18 protein-coding genes are annotated in these 20937 nt (G+C 62.3%); 5 read left to right on the top strand and 13 right to left on the bottom strand.

The genetic code is table 11. The annotated features are described in order from the left end of the window. Nucleotides 1–46 precede the first annotated feature (46 nt). From NHF53_RS00995 to NHF53_RS01025, 7 genes are all read right to left on the bottom strand, one after another. On the bottom strand, nt 47–1117 hold the full coding sequence (locus tag NHF53_RS00995; protein WP_114362404.1) for an HD domain-containing phosphohydrolase: 1071 nt from the start codon (nt 1115–1117) through the stop codon (nt 47–49). 17 nt (nt 1118–1134) lie between these two features. Beyond that, nucleotides 1135–3330 carry an ATP-binding protein gene (locus NHF53_RS01000; RefSeq protein WP_252832754.1) on the bottom strand — a complete coding sequence of 732 codons (2196 nt, stop codon included), beginning with the start codon at nt 3328–3330 and terminating at the stop codon, nt 1135–1137. A gap of 42 nt (nt 3331–3372) precedes the next feature. Beyond that, nucleotides 3373–3765, bottom strand: a complete 393-nt coding sequence (locus NHF53_RS01005) for a response regulator (RefSeq protein ID WP_252832756.1) — start codon at nt 3763–3765, stop codon at nt 3373–3375. Nucleotides 3766–4021: 256 nt separating this feature from the next. Continuing rightward, a complete protein-coding gene (locus tag NHF53_RS01010; RefSeq protein ID WP_252832757.1) occupies nt 4022–4645 on the bottom strand; it encodes a nucleoside triphosphate hydrolase in 624 nt (207 codons plus the stop codon). Next, nucleotides 4642–5424, bottom strand: a complete 783-nt coding sequence (locus NHF53_RS01015; RefSeq protein WP_114362400.1) for an ATP-binding cassette domain-containing protein — start codon at nt 5422–5424, stop codon at nt 4642–4644. The genes NHF53_RS01010 and NHF53_RS01015 overlap by 4 nt, the downstream gene beginning before the upstream one ends. Beyond that, the gene (locus tag NHF53_RS01020; RefSeq protein ID WP_252832758.1) at nt 5424–6482 is read right to left on the bottom strand and encodes an ABC transporter permease; all 1059 of its coding nucleotides are present in this window, start codon (nt 6480–6482) and stop codon (nt 5424–5426) included. The genes NHF53_RS01015 and NHF53_RS01020 overlap by 1 nt, the downstream gene beginning before the upstream one ends. Before the next feature lie 101 nt (nt 6483–6583). Further along, on the bottom strand, nt 6584–7609 hold the full coding sequence (locus NHF53_RS01025) for a sugar ABC transporter substrate-binding protein (protein ID WP_112685584.1): 1026 nt from the start codon (nt 7607–7609) through the stop codon (nt 6584–6586). Nucleotides 7610–7854: 245 nt separating this feature from the next. Between NHF53_RS01025 and NHF53_RS01030 the strand changes: the two genes are divergently transcribed. Together NHF53_RS01030 and NHF53_RS01035 are read left to right on the top strand one after the other, a co-directional pair. Beyond that, entirely contained in the window at nt 7855–9102 is a 1248-nt protein-coding gene (locus NHF53_RS01030; RefSeq protein WP_252832759.1) for an ROK family transcriptional regulator, read from the top strand. After that, complete coding sequence (locus NHF53_RS01035) at nt 9086–9514, top strand: RbsD/FucU family protein (RefSeq protein WP_252832761.1); 429 nt, start codon at nt 9086–9088, stop codon at nt 9512–9514. The genes NHF53_RS01030 and NHF53_RS01035 overlap by 17 nt, the downstream gene beginning before the upstream one ends. Nucleotides 9515–9552: 38 nt before the next feature. On the opposite strand, the gene NHF53_RS01040 is transcribed toward NHF53_RS01035, so the two are convergent. The 4 genes from NHF53_RS01040 to trxC all read right to left on the bottom strand — a co-directional run bounded on the left by NHF53_RS01040 (nt 9553) and on the right by trxC (nt 14080). Further along, entirely contained in the window at nt 9553–10605 is a 1053-nt protein-coding gene (locus tag NHF53_RS01040; RefSeq protein WP_114362395.1) for a 4-hydroxyproline epimerase, read from the bottom strand. A gap of 35 nt (nt 10606–10640) precedes the next feature. After that, nucleotides 10641–11879 (bottom strand): FAD-binding oxidoreductase, encoded by a 1239-nt coding sequence (locus NHF53_RS01045; protein ID WP_252832763.1) that lies wholly within the window; start codon nt 11877–11879, stop codon nt 10641–10643. Nucleotides 11880–12108: 229 nt separating this feature from the next. Next, a complete protein-coding gene (locus NHF53_RS01050; protein ID WP_252834873.1) occupies nt 12109–13359 on the bottom strand; it encodes an alpha/beta hydrolase in 1251 nt (416 codons plus the stop codon). A gap of 163 nt (nt 13360–13522) precedes the next feature. Then, nucleotides 13523–14080 carry a thioredoxin TrxC gene (gene trxC / locus NHF53_RS01055; protein ID WP_308218615.1) on the bottom strand — a complete coding sequence of 186 codons (558 nt, stop codon included), beginning with the start codon at nt 14078–14080 and terminating at the stop codon, nt 13523–13525. On the opposite strand from trxC, the gene NHF53_RS01060 reads away from it, so the two are divergent. Continuing rightward, nucleotides 14058–14360: a helix-turn-helix transcriptional regulator gene (locus NHF53_RS01060; RefSeq protein ID WP_114362392.1), complete on the top strand. Its 303-nt coding sequence runs from the start codon at nt 14058–14060 to the stop codon at nt 14358–14360. The two genes, trxC and NHF53_RS01060, sit on opposite strands and share 23 nt — an antisense overlap. 26 nt (nt 14361–14386) lie before the next feature. Here NHF53_RS01060 and NHF53_RS01065 read toward each other — a convergent pair whose 3' ends face one another. Next, nucleotides 14387–15880, bottom strand: a complete 1494-nt coding sequence (locus NHF53_RS01065) for an acetyl-CoA hydrolase/transferase family protein (RefSeq protein ID WP_252832764.1) — start codon at nt 15878–15880, stop codon at nt 14387–14389. 242 nt (nt 15881–16122) lie between these two features. On the opposite strand from NHF53_RS01065, the gene mgtA reads away from it, so the two are divergent. Beyond that, the gene (gene mgtA, locus NHF53_RS01070; RefSeq protein WP_252832765.1) at nt 16123–18693 is read left to right on the top strand and encodes a magnesium-translocating P-type ATPase; all 2571 of its coding nucleotides are present in this window, start codon (nt 16123–16125) and stop codon (nt 18691–18693) included. Nucleotides 18694–18843: 150 nt separating this feature from the next. Here mgtA and NHF53_RS01075 read toward each other — a convergent pair whose 3' ends face one another. After that, the gene (locus NHF53_RS01075) at nt 18844–19851 is read right to left on the bottom strand and encodes a DAPG hydrolase family protein (protein WP_252832766.1); all 1008 of its coding nucleotides are present in this window, start codon (nt 19849–19851) and stop codon (nt 18844–18846) included. Between the two features lie 23 nt (nt 19852–19874). Between NHF53_RS01075 and NHF53_RS01080 the strand changes: the two genes are divergently transcribed. Continuing rightward, on the top strand, nt 19875–20867 hold the full coding sequence (locus NHF53_RS01080; RefSeq protein ID WP_252832767.1) for a LysR family transcriptional regulator: 993 nt from the start codon (nt 19875–19877) through the stop codon (nt 20865–20867). Nucleotides 20868–20937: the final 70 nt, after the last annotated feature.

Genomic DNA, 20937 nt, shown 5'->3' on the forward strand with positions numbered 1-20937 from the left:
CGTCGATACCACGACCAGCCCACCGGTCAATCCCGCATTTCGCCCGTCAGAAGCCGGAGGCCGAGGCGATAGCCGAAAGCGCCTGTTCCTCACGATCCTGTTGCATGATCTCGTAGATTTTCGGAAGGGCGCGCTCGAAGGCCGCCACGCACTGCGGATCGAACTGCGAGCCGGCGCGACCTCGGATGTGCTCGACTGTGCGGTCGAACGACCATGCGGACTTGTAGGGGCGCTCGGTCGTGAGCGCGTCGAAGTTGTCGGCGATGCAGACGATCCGGCCGGCGATGGGGATCGCCTCACCCGACAGCCGGTTCGGATAGCCCTGCCCGTCCCAGCGCTCGTGATGGCTGACGGCGATTTCCGAGGCGAGCTGCAGCAAGGACGAATGGGATTGCGCGAGGATATTTCCGCCGATCTGGGCATGCGCCTGCATCTGCCGATACTCGGCCTCGGTGAGGCGGCCCTGCTTCAGGAGCAAGGTATCGGGCATGGCGGCCTTGCCGATGTCGTGCATCGGGGCGGCAAGACGGATGTCGTTGCAGAGCTGCTCCGGCAGGCCGAGCTCGACGGCGATCGCCTCGGAATAGGAGGCGACACGCGACGTATGGCGAGAGGTGTGCGGATCCTTGTATTCGGCTGCCAGCGTCAGCCGATGAATGATCTCCTGCTCCCGCTGGCGCAGTTCCGCAACGGCCCGATCGACTTCGCGGCGAAGCCATTCTGCCTGATCCGCCAACTGCTTGCGCGCGCGCGAAAGGCTTACGATGTTCTGCACGCGCGCCTGGAACTCGATCGGGTTCACCGGCTTCGTGAGGAAATCGATCGCCCCGGCATTCAGGGCCGCCATGCGCGTCGTCATGTCCGTATCGGCAGTGATGAAGATCACGGGAACGTCGGCATATTTCTCGAAGCGCACGATCTCCGTGTAGAGTTCCACACCGTTATAGACCGGCATCTGATAGTCGATGATGGCGACGTCGAAATCGAGGTCCGGCAGGGCCGACAGGACCGCGTCGGGGCCTGCGAAAGGCACGGCCTCGCACTGGTCGAGTTTCGCGACGAGCTTCGTCAGGAGCTTGAGATTTGTATTGTTGTCGTCCACCAGCAGAATGCGCATCGTCGCCTCCTTGGCCGTCAGGCCACAAGCTTGAACTTCAGGGTTTCCAGTTCGTCGGTCAGCCGATCCACGTCATCGAGATTCGGCTCTGTCTTTCGCAGTGCACTCGCCTTTCCGGCAATATCGTTGAGGCCGACGTTGATCGCAGCGCCCTTGATCGTGTGCAGCACCCGGTCGACGTCTTGCGGGCTCTCCTCACGGATGGCCTGACGCAGTTCCAGTACCAGGCTTGCGGCGTCATCAAAAAAGGACGCGATCAGTTCCTGGAAGACATCCTCTCCGAGGGCCTCCACCAGTTCCGACTGCCGTTCGCCATCGAGACCGTCGATCGGCAGCGGCGCCAGCACCGGAATGTCGACAGCCTCCAGATCAGGGAGGCCCGTGTCATACGGCTCGGCCTTGGCATTGTCTTCGACCGTTGCCTCCGAAAGTCTCGTGATCACGTTGCGCAACCTCTTCATGGTGATCGGTTTGGCCTCGAACCCCATCATCCCGGCTTCGAGGCAACGACGACGATCGTCATCCGAGGCGTTCGCCGTCATGGCGACGATCGGGGTCCGTCCGTTCAGGCTCCCAGCGGTAATGCGGCGGGTTGCCTCGATCCCGTCCATCACGGGCATCTGCATGTCCATGAAGATGAGATCGAACGTTTCGTTCTCGCAAAGACGCACTGCCTCGGCGCCGTCGTTTGCGACGGTGACGTTCTGGCCGAGCCGCTCCAGGAAACGCCGTGCCACCTGCTGGTTGACGCGGTTGTCTTCGACCAGAAGGATGCGTTTGCGCGGCAGACCCGCCGCCGCATCCTGAGCGGCCCCGTGCCTCATCACCTCGTCCCGGTTGACCGCGATCACGGCGATCTCGAACCAGAAGATGCTCCCGACGCCCACCGTGCTGCTCATGCCGAGTTCGCCACCGAGCTTTTCGACGATCTGCTTGCAGATGGTGAGGCCGAGACCCGTGCCGCCGTATCTGCGGCTGATGCTGGCATCGACCTGCGAGAACGGCTGGAAGAGCTTGGCGAGGCCCGCCTCATCGATACCTATGCCGGTATCTTCGACTTCGAAACGCAGCATCAGCTTGCCGGTGCGATAGAACTCACGAATGCGAAGAGTCACCGTCCCCTTGCTGGTGAATTTCACCGCATTGCTGAGGAGGTTGAGCAGAACCTGACGCAGTCGCGTCGGATCCGTGCGGACATAGTGGGCATCGAGCGCATCGGGTATGTCGAGAACGACGGCATTGCCGTGATCAGCCGCTCGTCCGCGAATGATGTTTGCAGTCGTTTCCGCAAGTGCCGAGATGTCGACAGCCCGCTCTTCGAGTTCAAGCTTGCCATGCTCGATCTTCGCATAATCGAGGATTTCATTGATGACCTCGAGCAGTGCCTCACCTGACGAGCGGATCGTCTTCACGCTCGAAAGCGCATCCTCGGGAAGCTCCGAATACTCGAGCAGTTCCGCCATGCCGAGGATCGCATTGAGCGGCGTGCGGATCTCGTGCCCCATGGTCGCCATGAATTGCGACTTCGCCCGGTTGCCGGCGTCGGCCGCTTCATAGGCTTCGGTGAGTTGCCGCGTCACCACCTTGAGTTCGCGACCGGTCTGTCGCACGGCTCCCAACTGCCGGCGCAGGGTGACAATCAGGAAGATGACCGAAGCGAGCAGCAGAATGAGCATCGCGGCGGCGCTCCGCCCCAGATCAAGCACAGCGGCCCGGTTTTTCTCGCGCGCAACACTCTGTCCGGCATGCACCCGGTCCAGCAGCTGTTCGACCTGAACTGAGAGCGTGGATAGCGTCATGTCGAGATGCGCGAACTGCGCGCCGGCTTCAGGACCATTCCCGAGATTCGAAAGGATCCGTTCCGCGCCGGCCAAACTATGGACGACCGACTGGTAAAGAGCCTCCGTCGCTGTGTCGCGAGCGAGGGATAGCTCGCCAAGCGTCCGAGCAACCTGCGCCAGCGCCTCGAGCCGAACGCCGATCTCATCGGTGTGAACGGCCAGCGACCCGCCGCTCCTGATCTCCGTGACGTCATGCGCCAGAGCGCGGACATCGTGCTCGAGCTGGACAACGGACCAGAGAGCATCCTCGCGAGCATCATCATAGAGCAGCTGAAAATGACGAGAGATATCGACGAAAAGTGCGATCAGAACGATAAGCAGGACGACAGACAGGACCTGGAGGATGGTCGCAGTGTCGGTGGCTCTCCGCAATATCCGACTGCCAACGCTCGCCGCGCCTCCCATCGACGCCTCTCAGCCGGCTGCCGCTGGGATGGAAGACCGGACCCCCAGATGGGCGATCAGGAGATTGCGGAAGGCCACCGCTTCCACGGGCTTTGTCAGGAATGCCGTCACGCCCGCCTCGTGAGCCGCCTCCTGCAGCTTCGGCTCCTGATCTGCCGTTACCATGACGATCGGCACGCCGTCGTAGCGCTCCATCATCCTGATCTTGCGAACAACCTCGAGGCCGGTCATGCCGGGCAGGATCTGATCGACGATCAGCATCGAGAAAAAGGTGTTGTGGCAGAGTGCAAGGGCCCGTCCGGCATCGCTCTCGACGACGATTTCGTCATCGGTGACCTTCTTGGCCAGATGTTTAAGGATCATCGCGTTGGTCGCGTTGTCTTCGACGATCAAGATGGGCATGGCTTCTCTGACACCCTTTCCTTCTTTGTTGCGGCCGGTTCGGTTCGCCAGATCGCGTCAGGCGATACGGTCGAGCGGAAGACCTCCGCGGATATCCGGTTGGTATCAGCCGCGAACTGAAATTGCCTGAAGCAAATTCTTCGAATTTTACCGGTCGGTTCGCCTGTTGCGACGAGAGCGAGTTGCCTCGGCAAGACGGCCGGCAAGGGCGATGACTCGGCAACGCGAGATGCAGTTGCGGTTTTGTGAAAAAAGATCAGAGATTGGCGATCACGAGATCGGCGGGGCGGCTCTGCCTGAGCACGCGACGACCGTTCGGAAGGTCGTTTTCACCGACCTTCGCCGCGATTTCCGCGGGCGCAAGGCCATAGCCCCGCCAGCGGTCGGCGAGGCGTTCGGCAAGCACGTCTTCGGGGACGTTGAGAAAGACGGAGAGGTCGAAAAGGCCGGCGAGCCCCGACCATGGCGCCTCGTCGAGCAGCAGGTAGTTGCCCTCCGCAACCACGATGCGGTGGGAGGGCGAGATCACGCGTGCGGCGGCAATGGCAATCTCGCGGCTACGGTCGAAGACCGGGACGAGCACCTCACCGCCGGCGCGGATCGCACGGACAATGTCGATGAAACCACGAACATCGAAGGTCTCGGGCGCGCCTTTGCGGGGAAGAAGCCCCTTCTCCTCGAGCACTGCATTGTCCATGTGGAAGCCGTCCATCGGCAACACGACGGCCGTTTCACCGCGCCGGCCGAGCGCATCAACGAGCGTTTCCGCGACCGTAGACTTGCCTGCCCCCGGCGGACCTGCAATCGCGACCAGAAAGCGGGCACGTGCTGTCGCCCGCCTGATGATCTCGTCTGCGACGTCCGCCAGGCTCGGCGTCATGCAGCCATTTCCGCGTCAGGCGCCGGGCGCGCACCGGTCATGAAGGCGACCGCGTCGGCCATCGAATAGTCGCCGGGCTTGATGACGCAGAGGCGCCGCCCGAGCCGATGGATGTGGATGCGGTCGGCCACCTCGAATACATGCGGCATGTTGTGCGAGATGAGCACGATCGGCAGACCGCGGGAACGCACCTCAAGAATAAGCTCGAGCACGCGCCGGGATTCCTTAACCCCGAGGGCGGCCGTCGGCTCGTCCATGATGACGACCTTCGATCCGAACGCGGCGGCACGGGCCACGGCAACGCCCTGACGCTGACCACCGGACAGCGTTTCCACCGCCTGGTTGATGTTCTGGATCGTCATCAGTCCGAGTTCGGTGAGCTTGTCGCGGGCGATCTTTTCCATCCGCTTGTGGTCGAGCATGCGGAACACGGACCCGAGCGGCCCCGGCCGTCGGATTTCGCGACCGAGGAACATGTTGTCGGCGATCGAGAGTGCCGGCGACAGCGCGAGGTTCTGGTAGACCGTCTCGATGCCGGCGTCGCGCGCCTCCATCGGCGAGGAGAAATGCACCGGCTTGCCTTCCAGCCGAATTTCACCCTCGTCCGGACGAACGGCGCCCGAGATCGCCTTGATCAGCGAAGACTTGCCGGCGCCGTTGTCGCCGATAACCGCGAGGATCTCGCCCGGGTAGAGGTCGAAGTCAGCGTTATCGAGGGCAGTGACACGGCCGTAGCGCTTGACGAGGCCGCGGGCGGTGAGAATTGCTTCCTTTGCCATCAGCTTGCTACCTTTCTGATCCACTGGTCGACAGCGACCGCCGAGATGATGAGAACGCCGGTCAGGAAGACCTTCCACTGCGGATCGGCGCCGAGCATGTTGAGACCCATGGAGACGACACCGACGATCATCGCGCCGATGAGCGTGCCGATGATGGAGCCGCGCCCGCCGAAGAGCGAGATGCCGCCGATCACCGCTGCCGTCACGGCCTGAAGATTGTAGTCGGTCACGGCGGCGGACGGCGAAATCGAACCGTTGCGGCCGATCGAGACCCAGGCGGCGATCGCTGCGATCACACCTGCGAGCGAATAGGCGCCGAGAAGAACCCTGTCGGTCCGAATACCAGAGAGCTTGGCGGCCTCCGGATCGTCACCCACCGCGTAGAGATGCCGGCCCCAGGCCGTATGGTTGAGGGCATACCACAAGACGAGGACCAGGATGACCATCGTCACCACGCCGATCGTGAAGACGGCGGAGCCGATCTTGAAGCTGTTTCCGAAGAAATGCAGGAGAGGGGCGTTCGCCGCGACATCGGTTTCGCGAATGGTCTCGTTGGCGGAATAGATGAAGTTCGTCGACATGACGATGTACCAGGTGCCGAGCGTGACGATGAACGGCGGCAGCTTCACCTTGGCGACGAGGAAGCCGTTCAGGAGACCGCACAACCCGCCCGCGACGAGGCCGGCGAGGATCGCGACCGGCGACGGCAGTCCGTAGGTGACGGCAAAGTTGCCCATGATGACTGCCGAGATGACCATGACGACCCCGATCGACAAATCGATGCCCGCCGTCAGGATGACGAGCGTCTGGCCGGCCCCGAGAATGCCGACGATGGCGATCTGCTGGAGAATGAGCGTCAGCGTATAGCTCGAGAAGAACTTTCCGCCGATCGTGACGCCGAAGATGATGATGGCCGAAACGAGCACGATGAACGGCACGGCGGCCGGCGTCGAGTGCAGGAAGTGCTGTACCTTCCGAAGTAAGGACCTGTCCTCGAACGCGGCGATCGATTGGTCGCTCTTGTCGAGAACCTTTTCGAATTCCTGGATACTTGCCATGTGAACCCTCCCGTAGGGACCCGGCGCTTATTGCTTTCCGGTTTGAAAAAGGGCGGCCGAGACCGCCCTTCAATTTATTGTCGACCTAAAGGATCAGGGCATCAACCCCAGCACTTGTTCAGGCCTTCCTTGGTGTCGATGGACGGGACGCCTTCGGCCGGCTTGTCGGTGACCAGCGCAACGCCGGTGTCGAAGAAGTCCTTGCCTTCGGTCGGCTGCGGCTTTGTACCGTCCTTGGCGAACTTGGCGATGGCTTCGATGCCGAGCGACGCCATCAGCAGCGGATACTGCTGGGAGGTCGCACCGATCTGGCCTTCGGCAACCGCCTTGACGCCCGGGCAACCGCCGTCGACCGAGACGATCAGGACGTCGTTTTCCTTGCCGACAGCCTTGAGCGCCTGATAGGCGCCGACGGCAGCCGGTTCGTTGATCGTGTGGATGACGTTGATTTCGGAGTCCTTCTGGAGAAGGTTCTCCATGGCGGTACGGCCGCCTTCTTCGTTGCCGTTCGTCACATCGTGGCCGACGATGCGCGCATCATCTTCGTCACCGATCTTGTTCGGATCCTTGGGATCGATGCCGAAGCCGATCATGAAGCCCTGGTCGCGCAGGACGTCGACCGTCGGCTGGGACGGCGTCAGATCAAGGAAGCCGACCTTGGCATCCTTGGCCTTGTCGCCGAGGGTCGCCGCAGCCCACTGGCCGATGAGCTTGCCGGCGAGCAGGTTGTCGGTCGCGAAGGTGGCGTCGGCGGCATCGAGCGGCTCGAGCGGCGTGTCGAGAGCAATCACGAGAAGGCCGGCGTCACGTGCCTTCTTTACCGCCGGAACGATGCCCTTGGTATCGGATGCGGTGAGCAGAATGCCCTTTGCGCCGTCCGCGATGCAGGACTCGATTGCTGCGACCTGGCTTTCGGAATCACCGTCGACCTTGCCGGCATACGCCTTCAGCGTGACGCCCAGTTCCTGGGCCTTGGCGGTCGCGCCTTCCTTCATCTTGACGAAGAAGGGGTTGGTGTCGGTCTTGGTGATGAGGCATGCGGAAACGTCTTCGGCACGTGCAGGCGCCGCGAAGACGACGCCGAGGGCCAGAGCCGACACGGCGGTTGCGATCAGAGATTTCTTCATTTCTTCCTCCCGAGATTATTCAGCGGCCGTCTCCGGCCATACGACAAAACGAATGGGTCCGGACGCGATCTTCGCGCCCGTTGGTGGCTCGAAGGGTCAGTGCAACTTTCCTCCGAGGCCATTAAGAACACCGAGGCGCGGCCCTGTCAATAAATAAATCCAATTGAATTATTAATTGGATGTGACATGCTGGGGCGAATAATGCATGAAGCGGGAGGGAACTCGGTCGGAAAGGAGGAGCGGCCATGTCATCTACCGAACAACCGGCGCCCAGGTCCGACCTTCCTCAGATGGTGAGTGCGGGCGGTGGAGCCAACCAAGTGCGCGTACGGGCCTATAACGAGCGGCTCGTGCTTTCGCTCGTGCGCCGCCAGGGTGGCATTTCGAAGGCTGATATAGCCAGGCAGACGGGGCTTTCGGCACAGACGGTATCCGTCATCATGCGGGCGCTCGAGAAAGACGAGCTGCTCGTCCGTGGCAAGCCGATCCGCGGCAAGGTTGGGCAACCGTCGGTGCCGATGTTCCTCAACCCGGATGCGGTCTTCTCCTTCGGCGTGAAGATCGGCCGCCGCAGCGCCGATCTGATCCTGATGGATTTCGTTGGAAAGATCAGGCTGCAACTCCATCGCACCTACCGTTATCCGGAGCCGCGGGAGATTCTCGCCTTCATCGTCAGCGGCATCGCCGAACTCGAGACGCGAATGTCACCCGAACAGAGAGCGAATGTCGCGGGCGTCGGGATCGCCGCCCCGTTTGAACTGTGGAACTGGGCCGAAGAAGTCGGCGCGCCCCAAGGCGCCATGGACACGTGGCGCAATTTCGACCTCCAGGCGGAGGTCGCCGGCCGCGCACCCTATCCGGTCTTCCTTCAGAACGACGCGACAAGCGCCTGCGGCGCCGAACTGGTCTTTGGCCTCGGTTCTCGTTACCCCGACTTCGTCTACTTCTACGTCGGCTCCTTCATCGGCGGCGGAATCGTTCTGAATTCGACTGTCTTTGTAGGGAAAACGGGAACGGCAGGCGCTATCGGCCCCCTCCCCGTCCGGAACAAGCACGGCGAAACAAAACAGTTGCTCGAAATCGCATCGATCTTCGTGCTGGAGAACCTTCTGCAAGAACGAGGCATCGATCCGCAGCCGCTATGGTATGCCGCGACCGACTGGATCGACTTCGGCGAGCCGCTGGAAATCTGGATCCGCGACAGCGCCGACGCCATTGCCCAAGCCACGGTCGCTGCGTCCTCGATCATCGACTTTTCCGCAGCGGTTATCGACGGTGGCTTCCCCGATTGGGTACGTCGCCGTCTGGTCGCCGCCGTCAACGAATCTTTCGGACGCCTGGATCTCCAGGGCATTCAGGTGCCCGAGATCGTCGAGGGCGTCGTCGGAAGTCAGGCTCGCGCGATCGGCGGCGCAAGCCTGCCGATCTTCGCCCGCTATCTCACAGACCAAACAGTGCTATTCAAGGAAATCGAACATGCTGAAGGGACTTGATCCGCTTCTCGGACCCGATCTGCTCGCGACCCTTCGGGGCATGGGCCATGGTGACGAGATCGCCATCGTCGACGGCAACTATCCCGGCGTCGAACACGCCCGCCGCCTCATCCGCCTCGATGGCCACGGACTGGTGCCGGTGCTCAACGCGGTCCTCAGCGTGTTGCCGATCGATGATTTCGTTCCGGAGGCGATCTTCCGGTCGACGGTCGGCCCGGATCGCGACCGGCTCGATCCCGTGCACAGCGAGATCCTCGATTGCTGCAGCCGACACGAACCGCAGCGGAGCGTGACACCGCTCGTCGGAAGCGCCTTCTACGAACGCGTCCGCGCCGCCCACGCGATCATTCAGACGAGCGAGCCTCGCCTCTATGCCAACGTGATCCTGCGCAAGGGCGTGATCTATCCCTGAATGAGGAGGAGGCGGTCCCAGCGACCGCCGCTTGCCGTTTACCCGCGCGGCTTGCCGATCTCCCCGGCGGACGGTCCCCAGACATCCGTGAGGGCAAAGCCTTCGGCAAGGGGATCGAACGGATCGAGCGCCACCTGCGTCAGGCCGAAGGTGAAACCCCGCCCGGTGATCGTCGGGATGATGGCCGGCCTTCCCGCGACTTCCGTCACCGCCGACAGTCCGACCTCGAATTCCGAGCCGATGATCGACCGCGACTTGAAGACGTCGCCGACCTTCGCCTTGCCGCGGGCGTGAAGCGTCGCGAGATTTGCCGAATTGCCGGTGCCGCAGGGCGAGCGATCGACACGACCGGGCCACATGGTCGTGCAGGTGCGGATCGCACCGTCCGGATCGATGTCGCGGAACATGACGTAAGCGACGCCCGAAATCGCCGGGATTTCCGGATGCACCACGGGAATGGTGCGGTTGATCAGCTCCTTCAGGATCATGCCGGCTTCGACCAGGGTGCGGGCGTTCGCCTTGTCGATCGTCGTACCGATCTGGCGGACATCCACCAGCGCGTAGAAGATGCCGCCATAGCAGAGGTCAAGCGTGATGCGCCCCCATTGCTCCGTGTCGATCCCGACATCGAGTTCATGCACGAAGGATGGCACCATGGTGAGTTTTACCTTCTCGCAGCGTCCGTCGCGGCAGGTCGCCGTCGCGCGGACCAGGCCCGCCGCGGTATCGAGCGTGACGACCGTCTCCGGCTCCTTCATCTCGACGATGCCCGATTCCAGCAGCGCCGTCGTCGTGCAGATCGAGTTCGAGCCGGAGCTTGCGTGCGCCTGATCCGGCTGCAGGATCACGAACCCGGCATCGGCCTCCGGATGCTTTGCCGGGAGCAACAAATTGACCGAGCCGATCGGAGCACCGCGCGGCTCGAGCACGAGGAAGCGGCGGAGTTCCTCACCCTTGGGATCGGTGTTCAGCCAGTGCAACTGCTCGGCGATCGTCTCGCCCGGAATTTTCGGCACGCCTCCGATCGCCAGCCTGCCGATCTCACCCTCGCAATGGACATCCAGCAACTGGATCGTGCGTTTCCATCTCATCGTCTCTGCTCCAATCAAGCGTGGCGGTTCTACCGTCAAAAGCGGGTGATGCTGTAGGGTTTCATGTCGACCGGCGGCGGCGCTCCGGTCATCATATCGGCGATGAGCCTTGCCGTCGTCGCCGAATAGGTCAAGCCGAGATGACCGTGCCCCGTCGCGTACCAGACGCCGGGCACCCGCGACGACGCCGAGATGATCGGCAAGGTATCGGGGAAGGCGGGGCGGTGTCCCATCCACTCACTCGTCTCCTCTGCCTTCAGGCCCGGTAGCGCGCGTTGGGCGTGACGAACGAGAATGCGGGCGCGCCGATAGTCGGGCGCGGCGTCAAGGCCGGCGAGCTCGACATTGCCGCCGACGCGGATACCGCCCGCGGTCGGGGTCACCATGAAGGCGCGTTCCGGCCAGATGATCGAGTGGCGCATGGAAATCCCCGGCGCCATGATCTGCGTGTGATAACCGCGTTCGGTCTCGAGCGGGATCGGCTCGCCGAGCCGGGCGGCAAGAGCGCGCGTCCGGACACCGGCGGCGAGCACGACATCCGACGCAGCGAGCCGGGTTCCGCCAGCAAGGACGACGTCCGCGCCGCCGCCGCGTCGCTCCACCCGTTCGACCTCGCCGGAAAGGACGATGCCACCGGCTTGCCTGAAGGCGTCGACGAGCTTCAACACAAGCTGATACGGGTCGCGGATCGAGCGGTTTGCCGGCAGCAACACGGCCTTGGCGATATGCGGCGACAAGGCCGGTTCGAGGTCGCGTATTGCTTTCCCGGTCAACACCTGATGGGTAAATCCGTAATTTCCCATGAGCGTAATGTGATCGCGATCGGCGGCAAACTCCGCCTCGGTCTCGTAGATTGCGAGACAGCCCTCGTCAGTCAGCATGTCCCGGGCGCCGATGGCTTCGAGCATCGGCTTCAGATCGTCGAGTACGCGGGCACAGAGGCTGGCACCGGCCGCCTCGATCGCGGCGACCCGCGAAGGACGTCCGGCAAGAATGAAGCGGAGGAACCACGACGTCATCTTGGGTGCGTAGGAAGGTCGCAACCAGACCGGGCCTTCCGGGTCTAGCAGCCAGCGCGGGATTTTCCTCCATGTCGCGGGACGCGACACGGCCATGAACTCGGACACTGCGATGCTCGCCATGTTGCCGAAGGACGCGCCTAGCCCCGGCTGGTCGCGATCAATCAGCGTCACTTGGCGACCACGCCTCTGAAGTTCGAATGCGATCGCCGCGCCGACAATACCGGCTCCGACAACAACGGTGGTCTTGCTCATGCCGTTCGGTCCCCTCGCCCCGGAAATGCCCGGCGAACACTCCGCGCCGGCCCAACCAATGTGATATATCAGTTTGGGAAAAATGCCACCGGTTTTCTCGGGGTGCGACGCCTCATCACACAAGCCCACGGTTCGGCGACGCAAACACACGGAGCGCTACGCAAGGGCAAACGTCATGATCTGGAGGAATTAGGCGAGACTCTTCGTTCTCACGGGAAGCGGAAACGACCTACTTTGCGGCCGTGGCACCCAGCGAATTGCCGACCGAGCCGATCGTGCCCTCGGCACTCTGCCCGAAGAGAATCAGTTGACGGCCGTAGCTTCGGCGCGTGCGCGGATCGAAGATCGAGATCGGCGCACTGATGACGGCACCGGCCGCCTGCCCGACTGTACTGGTTGCGCCGACGGTCACCGCGGCGAGGCCTTCTCCGAGCCCCACCTGCGAGTCGGTGATGGTTTGCCCGGCTACCAGCCTCTGACCGATCAGACGTACAACCTCCGGGCTTTCCGCGAACTTGCCGTGATTCAGCTGATCCTCGGCCTTGAGCTCCGTGAGATCGATCACCGTGATACCGGCGCTCTCGAGCTCCGATCTATACGGCTCCTTGCTCGGATCGATACGTCCGAGCCGCTCCACATTGCCGGAGAGGTGCTTGGAGAGTGTCAGCGCCCGATCATCGCGCGAGACGAAGAGTGTGAAATGCGGGGCATCCTTCTGCAACGCGCGGAATTGCTGCGCGAAAACGTCGACGTCGAGATCCGGCGCGGCGAGAATGACATTGTTGATCTTTGGATGGACGCGGCCGTCGCGGATCGCCATCTGGCGAAGCGACTCGACGGCAAGCCACGTGCCCATGGAGTGCGCCATGACGGTTACGTCCGCCACGTCCGGATGACTGGCGATACGGGTGAGCAGGTCTTCGAGCGCATCGCGGGAATAGTTGGTGCTTTCGCGATCGTAGGCGTAGTCGAAAATGTTGCCGCGCGACGGCCAAGTAAACACGACCGGAACGACTTCGGCGCCGGAATCATGGACGATCTGCGCGAAACGATAGACCGAATCCTCGTAGAGATTATTGAAACCGTGTACGAAGACGAGCACGCGGCGGCTCGTGACCTTGTGCTTGCGCAGCCAGGTCTTGGCCTCCTCATCCGAATCGAGCGGGTCGACTGCAGCGGTCGCGAATTCCCGCGAGGGATCCGGCGGCAGACGTTTCGGCCACTGAACCTGTCCGACCTTGCGGTTCTTCTCCGGCGGGATAGAGATCGTGACGGCGTCCATCATCAGGCCGCTTCCCCGTTCGCCGGTGAACAGGATCGCCTTGTCGTCAGACGGCGCGCGGGTGGTCGCAGCGATGAGGTCCACCCGGCTTGCGCCATCGGCCCTCGCATCCACGGGCTCCATGACGCCGATCGGCCGACCGGCACAGCCGGCAGTGACGAGACAAACAGCGAGCCAACCGATGAATCCGGAACGAATCCGCGCACTCCAGTGAGCCGCCGGAGGGGAAATTCCACCTTCCTCCAATCGCGTTCCGATCAATACGCGGTCCCTTTACGAGCTATCAAGGCTCGCAGGCGTACAGCGGATCACAGGGCGAGGCCAGCGCTTTCTTGCCGCAGACGCGGCTGTCGAAGTCCCGTCAGGCGCCCTGCGCCATCTGGGTATTGGCCCAGTCGACGATCTGCCGCGCGGACATCGCACCCGAGACCCGCGCGATCTCTCGACCGTCCCGATAGAGCAGCATCGTGGGAATGCCCCGAATGCCGAGCCGTCCGGCGACGTCAGGATGATCTTCGGAGTTCAGTTTCATCAGACGCATGGAGGGTTCCAGAACCTTCGCCGCCTCCGCAAAATGGGGCGCCATCATCTTGCAGGGACCGCACCAGGGGGCCCATACGTCGACGAGAACCGGCACCTCGCTGCGGGCGATCTGCTTTTCGAACATTGCGGGATCCGCCTCGACTGGATGCCCTTCGAATAGTGCTTCCTTACAGGCGCCGCAGCGCGCCTCGGCGGCCGGACGCCCTGCCTTCGTCCGATTGACGGCGCCACAATGCGGACAAACGATTTGCCGATCTTTTTCCATGCTATATGTCTCCTTCAAGGCGCCAGATACCCGGCAGAGGCGCCTGCGATAGTTGACATTATATTCACAATGACGTAGATACGCAAGAATGAAGCTTAACCCTGATTCCATGCAGAATGCCGCAGACGACGCCAGTGAGCTGTTGAAGGCGCTCGCCAACCGGCATCGGCTTCTTATTCTCTGTCAGTTGATCGACGGCGAACGCTCGGTCGGCCAGCTCGCCGAATTCCTCGGCATTCGCGACTCGACGGTCTCGCAGCATCTGGCGCTCCTGCGTCGGGACCGCATCATCAGCGGCCGGCGCGATGGACAGACGATCTGGTACCGGATCGAAAGCGAACCGGCACGCAACGTCATCGGTGCGCTCTACAACACCTATTGCTCGGTCTGAATGTTGCAGACCTTGTGCGGCGCCCCTCAGGCGGGGCGCATGGTGCCGCGGTCACGCAATGCCAAATGCCAGGAGAATGCCTCCTCGAGGATGTGCGGCGTATGGCCGCCGCGCTGGCGGGCGCGAAGGTAGTAATCCCGAAGCACGTCTCGATACTCCGGATGAACGCAGTTCGCGATGATCACCTCCGCACGCTCGCGCGGGGCAAGGCCGCGCAAATCGGCAAGTCCCACCTCCGTCACCAGCACATCGACGTCGTGCTCGGTGTGATCGACGTGGCTCACCATCGGCACCACGCTTGAAATGGCGCCGTTCTTGGCAATCGACTTGGTGACGAAGATCGACATGAAGCCGTTTCGCGCGAAATCGCCCGAGCCACCGATGCCGTTCATCATGTGGGTGCCGCCGACATGGGTGGAATTGACGTTGCCATAGATGTCGAATTCGAGCGCCGTATTGATGCAGATGAGGCCGAGGCGCCGGATGACTTCCGGATGATTGCTGATCTCCTGCGGCCGCAGGATCAGGTGATGCTTGTACTCGGCAAGCCGCGGCAGTACCTTGCGATACATCTCCGAGGAAAGCGTAATCGACGACCCCGAGGCGAAGCCGAGCTTCCCGGCATCGAACAAGTCGAAGGTCGAGTCCTGCAGGACCTCGGAATACATCTTCAGGTCATGGAAGGGTGAATCGACGAAGCCGTGCAGCACCGCATTGGCAATCGTGCCGATGCCGGCCTGCAACGGTTGCAGCTCATAGCCCATCCGCCCCCGCTTCACCTCGTTCAACAGGAAGTCCGTCAGATTGCCTGCGATCGCGCGGGTGTCGTCATCCGGCGGCTGGATAGTCGCCGAGCTGTCGTGCTTTTCCGAGACCACGATCGCGACGATCTTCTCCGGCGGTACCGGAATGAACGGCAGACCGACCCGGCTTTCCGGGGTAACGACCGGGATCGGCATACGGGCAGGTCGACGGGTCGGGATATAGATGTCGTGCAGCCCCTCGAGTGTCACTGGCTGCGAGAGGTTGATCTCGACGATCACCTTGTCGGCCAGGATCGCGAAGCTTGCGGAGTTCCCGACCGACGTCGTCGGTACGATGCCGCCATGCTCGGTGATGGCCACCGCCTCGACGACTGCTACGTCGACTGGAGGGATCTGATTTGTCCGCAACTGCTCGACCGTTTCCGAGAGATGCTGATCGATGAACATGACCTCGCCGGCATTGATGGCCTTGCGCAGGCCTGGGTCCGACTGGAACGGCATGCGCCGGGCGAGCACATGGGCTTCGGCGAGGGTCTTGTCGAGGTCATTTCCGAGCGAGGCGCCGGTCATCAGCGTGATCTTCAGCGGGTCCTTGCGCGCCCGTTCGGCAAGCGCAAGCGGGACTGCCTTCGCCTCGCCGGCTCGGGTAAACCCGCTCATGCCGACCGTCATGCCGTCCTTGATGAGGGCTGCCGCTTCATCGGCGCTGACGACCCGATCGAGCAGCGGCTTATGTCGGATCCGTTCACGCAGCATGATGTCTCCTCGTCCAGATGCGGGACGGGCAGTCTCGTCCCATGAGTTGCGGATGGCTTAAAGGCGTGGACGCCGCTGTTGCAATCATTCTTCAGTCGCATGCGACGCGCACCTGACATGCGAAAAACGCATACCGCAACAATAACCCGCCCCGATCCGACACCGTATGGCTCTTGAATTTCCGACGAGAAGGGAATCGAGATACCGATGGTTCCGCAAGACGGTTCTGATCGGAGCGACCGATGAGCAGCACTGCACAGGACAGGCCCTACTGGACGAGAGACGGCGACGAGTTGGCTGGTGCTTTGGGCTCTGGCGCCGGCGGCCTCACCACATTGCAGGTGGAGGAAAGACTTGCGCAGATCGGGTCGAATTCGATCGAGGACACCGCCAGGGTCAGCACCATCCGGTTGCTGCTACGCCAATTCGAAAGCCCGCTCGTTCTAATCCTGGTCTTTGCGGCGATGGTCTCGATGCTCCTGCAGCAGTGGGTGGATGCCGCCATCGTCGTCGCGATCGTGCTCGGAAGCTCCCTCCTCGGCTTCTATCAGGAGAACCGGGCCTCGCAGGCGGTCGCGGCACTGAAACGTCGCCTGACGCTCACCTGTCGCGTCGTGCGGGACGGCATCGAGCAGATGGTGCCGGTCTCCTCGGTCGTCCCTGGCGACATCGTGCTGCTCTCGGCGGGCAACCTGATCCCTGCCGACGGTCTCGTGCTCGATGCTGCCGACTTCCTGGTCAGCGAAGCGGCAATGACGGGCGAATCCTTCCCCGTCGAGAAGCGGCCGGGAAAGGTCGGTGCCGACGTGCCGATCTCCGCGCGAACCAATGCCGTCTTCCTCGGTGCCTCCGTGCGCAGCGGCACGGCGAGGGTGCTTGCCGTGAGAACCGGGAGGCAAAGTGAGTTCGGTGCCATCGCCGCAAGACTCCGCGGGAGACCCGGAGAGACGGACTTCGCCCGTGGGGTGCGCCGGTTCGGTTACCTGCTGATCCGCGTCATGGTGCTGATCGTACTCTTCGTACTGACCGTCAATCTGCTGCTCGACAGGCCCGTGACCGAATCGCTGCTCTTCGCCGTCGCGCTTGCCGTCGGCCTCTCGCCAGAACTGCTGCCGGCGATCATCACAGTGACACTTTCTGCCGGCGCCAAGACCATGAGCGAACGTGGCGTCATCGTTCGCCGGCTCGAAGCGATCGAGAACTTCGGCAGCATGGACATCTTCTGCACCGACAAGACGGGCACGCTGACGGAGGGAACGGTCGTACTGCATGACGCCGTCGATGCCGATGGTCGCCATTCCGACGAGGTTCTGCAGTTTGCTTTCCTCAATGCCTCTTTCGAGACGGGAATCGAGAACCCGATCGATGCCGCGATCATCGCGAAAGGCGAAAGGACGAACCTGACGACCTCCGGCTACTCGAAGATCGACGAGATCCCTTATGATTTCACCCGGCGGCGGCTGACCATCGTCGTCGAAAGCCCTGCCGGTTCTTCGCAGCGCCTGATCGTCACCAAAGGAGCCTTCGACAACGTGCTCGCCGCCTGCACCTCCGTCTCGCGGAGTGGCGCGACGATCCCGCTGGACGACGATCTGCGGGATGAACTGGCCGATTTCCCCAAGACCCGAGGGGCCGAAGGCTACCGCGTGCTGGCGATTGCCACCCGCGAGGCGGGCGTGAAGGCAGATTATACCCGCGACGACGAAGCCGGGATGACGCTGCGCGGCTTCCTTGTGTTCGAGGACCCGCCGAAGGCCGAGGCGAGGAAGACGATCGAGGATCTCGCCGCACTCGGCATACGCATCAAGGTCATCAGCGGCGACAACCGCTTCGTCACTGCTCACGTCGCGCAGGTCGTCGGCCTCAACCCGGCCGGCATCCTGACCGGCGACGAGATCGCGAGACTGAACGACGAAGCCCTGTGGAATCTGGCCGCGCGCACCGACCTCTTCGTCGAGGTCGATCCGCAGCAGAAGGAAAGAATCATCCGCGCACTGCAACGGACGGGTCACTCGGTGGGTTACCTGGGCGACGGCATCAACGACGCTCCGGCGCTGCACGTCGCCGACGTCGGTATCTCGGTGGAGCAGGCGGTGGACGTCGCCCGCGAGAGCGCCGACATCATCCTTCTCAATCGCGACCTCGACGTGCTGCGCTCCGGTATCGAGGAGGGCCGGCGGACCTTTGCCAATACGTTGAAATACATCGCGATCACCACCAGCGCCAATTTTGGCAACATGGTCAGCATGGCACTCGCGACACCGCTGCTGCCGTACCTGCCGCTCTCGGCCAAGCAGATCCTGCTCAACAACTTCCTCTCCGACATGCCGTCGATCGCGATTTCGAGCGACAATGCCGATCCGGAACAGGTCGCCACGCCGCAGCGATGGAGTATCCATGACATCCAGCGCTTCATGGTGGTGTTCGGGCTGATCAGCTCATGTTTCGACATGCTGACCTTCGCCACCCTGCTCTTCGTCTTCCACGCGAGCGAGGCGACGTTCCAGACGTCGTGGTTCATGATCTCGCTGCTGACCGAACTGGGCGTCGTTCTGGTGCTGCGCACCCGCAAGCCAGCCTGGCGAAGCAAACCAAGCTCGCTGCTTCTCTGGTCGACGATCGCCGTCTCCGGCGCGACGCTCACCATCCCCTATCTCGGAACACTGGCCGGGGTGTTCGATTTCGTGCCACTGTCTACGGCGCAGATGGGAGCGGCGATCCTGATCATCGCTGCGTATCTGGCGGCCACGGAGCTCGCGAAACAGCACCTGTTTCGCCCGCGGACGAAAGGGCGCCGACGCCGGCTTGCGTGAACACGCAACGGCAAGCGCGCGGCTCGCAAGATCTTCGAGTTTTCAAGGAAAGAATGGCGCGCCGCGCCGGGTGATGATGAGAACTATGTCTACGCTATAGTCCTCCTTTTGATCCGGGCGCTTATGGTCGACGTTGGCTCCCGTTCCTCATTACCCGAATGCGTGATGAATGCCGGGCAGGATGCGCGCGAGATGGTTGAACTCGGTCATGTCGTGAACCGACATTTCATAGGCCGTCATTTCCGCAATCTGCTCGTTGAAGCCAATCTTTTGCAGCATTGCCGGAGCCTTCTCCGCATTGGCGAACCGCGACATGTCCGCATGGGCCCCGATCCAGTATCGGCTCAGCAGTTCCATGCCGGCACTTGTATCGCGGGCAATATGGACCATCAGCGTGAACGGGATATCGGGCGCCGGCGTCGCATAGCACACGGCACTGGCGCTGGCGGTGAAGCCTTCTCGCGCCAGGGCCTGGGCGTCGAAGCCGAGCGCCGCCGGCTCGGAGAAATGGATGATGGCGTCGAGACGGCTGGGTCCGATCCATTCCTGGATGCGATTGGGATTGTTGAACAGCCGCTTCTCGTAGCTCAGCGATGTATCCTTCAGGCGAGATGGGTCGGCGACGCTAGTGTCGATATGCGCCTGGGGGAACCAGAGCATGTAGCGCTCCTTTTCGAGGGGATGCCAGGTAAACCACCACTTGAACATGTCGGTGGTGACGCCGGGCATGACGATGCGGCTTTGCGCATAGGCCATCTGGCCATCAAGAACCGCATAGCCGTTGTCTTTCGTCTTGAAGGACGGGTCGATCAGACGGTTGAGGTTCTGCGCGCTCGGCGTGGGCACCTCGCCGGGGTCGAGCGGTCCGAACTGGACGGCTTTCGCCGACGCCGAGGGGACCGAGAGATCCGTGTCGAGATAGGGCGCATAAGGGGTGGCGCCCACGGCCTGCTCATTGGCGGTGCGCTGCTTCTGGCATTCCAGGGAAAGGTATGTGACAGCGCTCCAGTCCCCGTAGACGTCGCGATGCGCTGCGGGTTCGGCGGCGGACGTCGCCTGCGCCGGGTCAGAATGGGACAGGATAGCGGCAGACGTGGTTCCGACGATTGCGGCTGGGGCGCTTTTGAGAAGGGTGCGACGGGACAGCGTGAGGGTCATGGCGAGCTCCTTGGGAAAATTCGATGCTTGACCCTGAAACTACGCCATGCTCCTCATTAATCAAATCGATCTGGCACATGACGGAAATCGACATGACTGATATCTCAAACATCGATCTCAACTTGCTGATCTCGATGGAGGCCCTCCTGGAGGAAAAGAACGTGTCGCGCGCGGCGCGGCGCCTTTCTCTCGGTCAGCCTGCCATGAGCCATAATCTGGCGCGCCTTCGGCGCTTGCTGGGGGACGAGTTGCTGGTGCGAAGTGCGGGCGGCATGGTGCCGACGGAAAAAGCCGTCAGTCTCGAAGTCGAGCTTCGCGCGACCATGCGGAAGATACGCATGCTGTTTGAGGAGCAATTGCCGTTTGATCCTTCAACAGCGCAAATGTCCTTTCGGCTTGGCGTGACCGACAGCGCCGAAGCAATCCTCATTCCCGCAGTCTCGGCCTTGCTGCTTGAAAAGGCGCCCGGCGTCACGCTCAAGTTGATCCCCATAGACGGGGTCGATGTCGCCGATGGTCTGGAGACGGGCGTATTCGATCTCGCCATCGGCACCTTCGCCGGGGGAAGAAGCTACCACAAGCAACGCGTGATCTATCACGAAGGGTATCATACGGTTTTCAATGCCGCCCTGGTCGCCATCGGTGAAGCGATGACGCTTGATGACTACAGGCGTTATCCGATGGTGGTGGTCGAGGGACCGGACGGAGACGCAATCCTCGACGCGTTGGGACGTCTGGACGTGTGGCCGCACATCGCTCTGCGAACGCCCCATCTGCTGACGGTGCCTTCTATCGTTTCCCAGGCGCCGATGATCGCCGCCGTCCACACCCAGGTGGCGGAACGTTTCGCCGAGCATTTCGACCTGTCCGTCAGGCCGCTTCCGGAAGAAATCCGCCTTTCGCCTGCAAAGCTGATGCTGATGTGGCATGCGGCCAGCGACAAAGCCCCTGCACACCGCTTCTTGCGCGATCTCGTCGTCGAAGGGCTCAGATGTCTGCGTGGGAGAAGACTATAGGCTCCCGCTCTCGCGATTTTTTTCCGCTTCCTGCGAAAATGATGGCGATATAGCGGCGCTGGTAAAGAGA

Origin of the sequence: Ciceribacter sp. RN22 (genome assembly GCF_024054295.1) — a bacterium.
Classification (GTDB): Bacteria; Pseudomonadota; Alphaproteobacteria; order Rhizobiales; family Rhizobiaceae; genus Allorhizobium; species Allorhizobium lividum.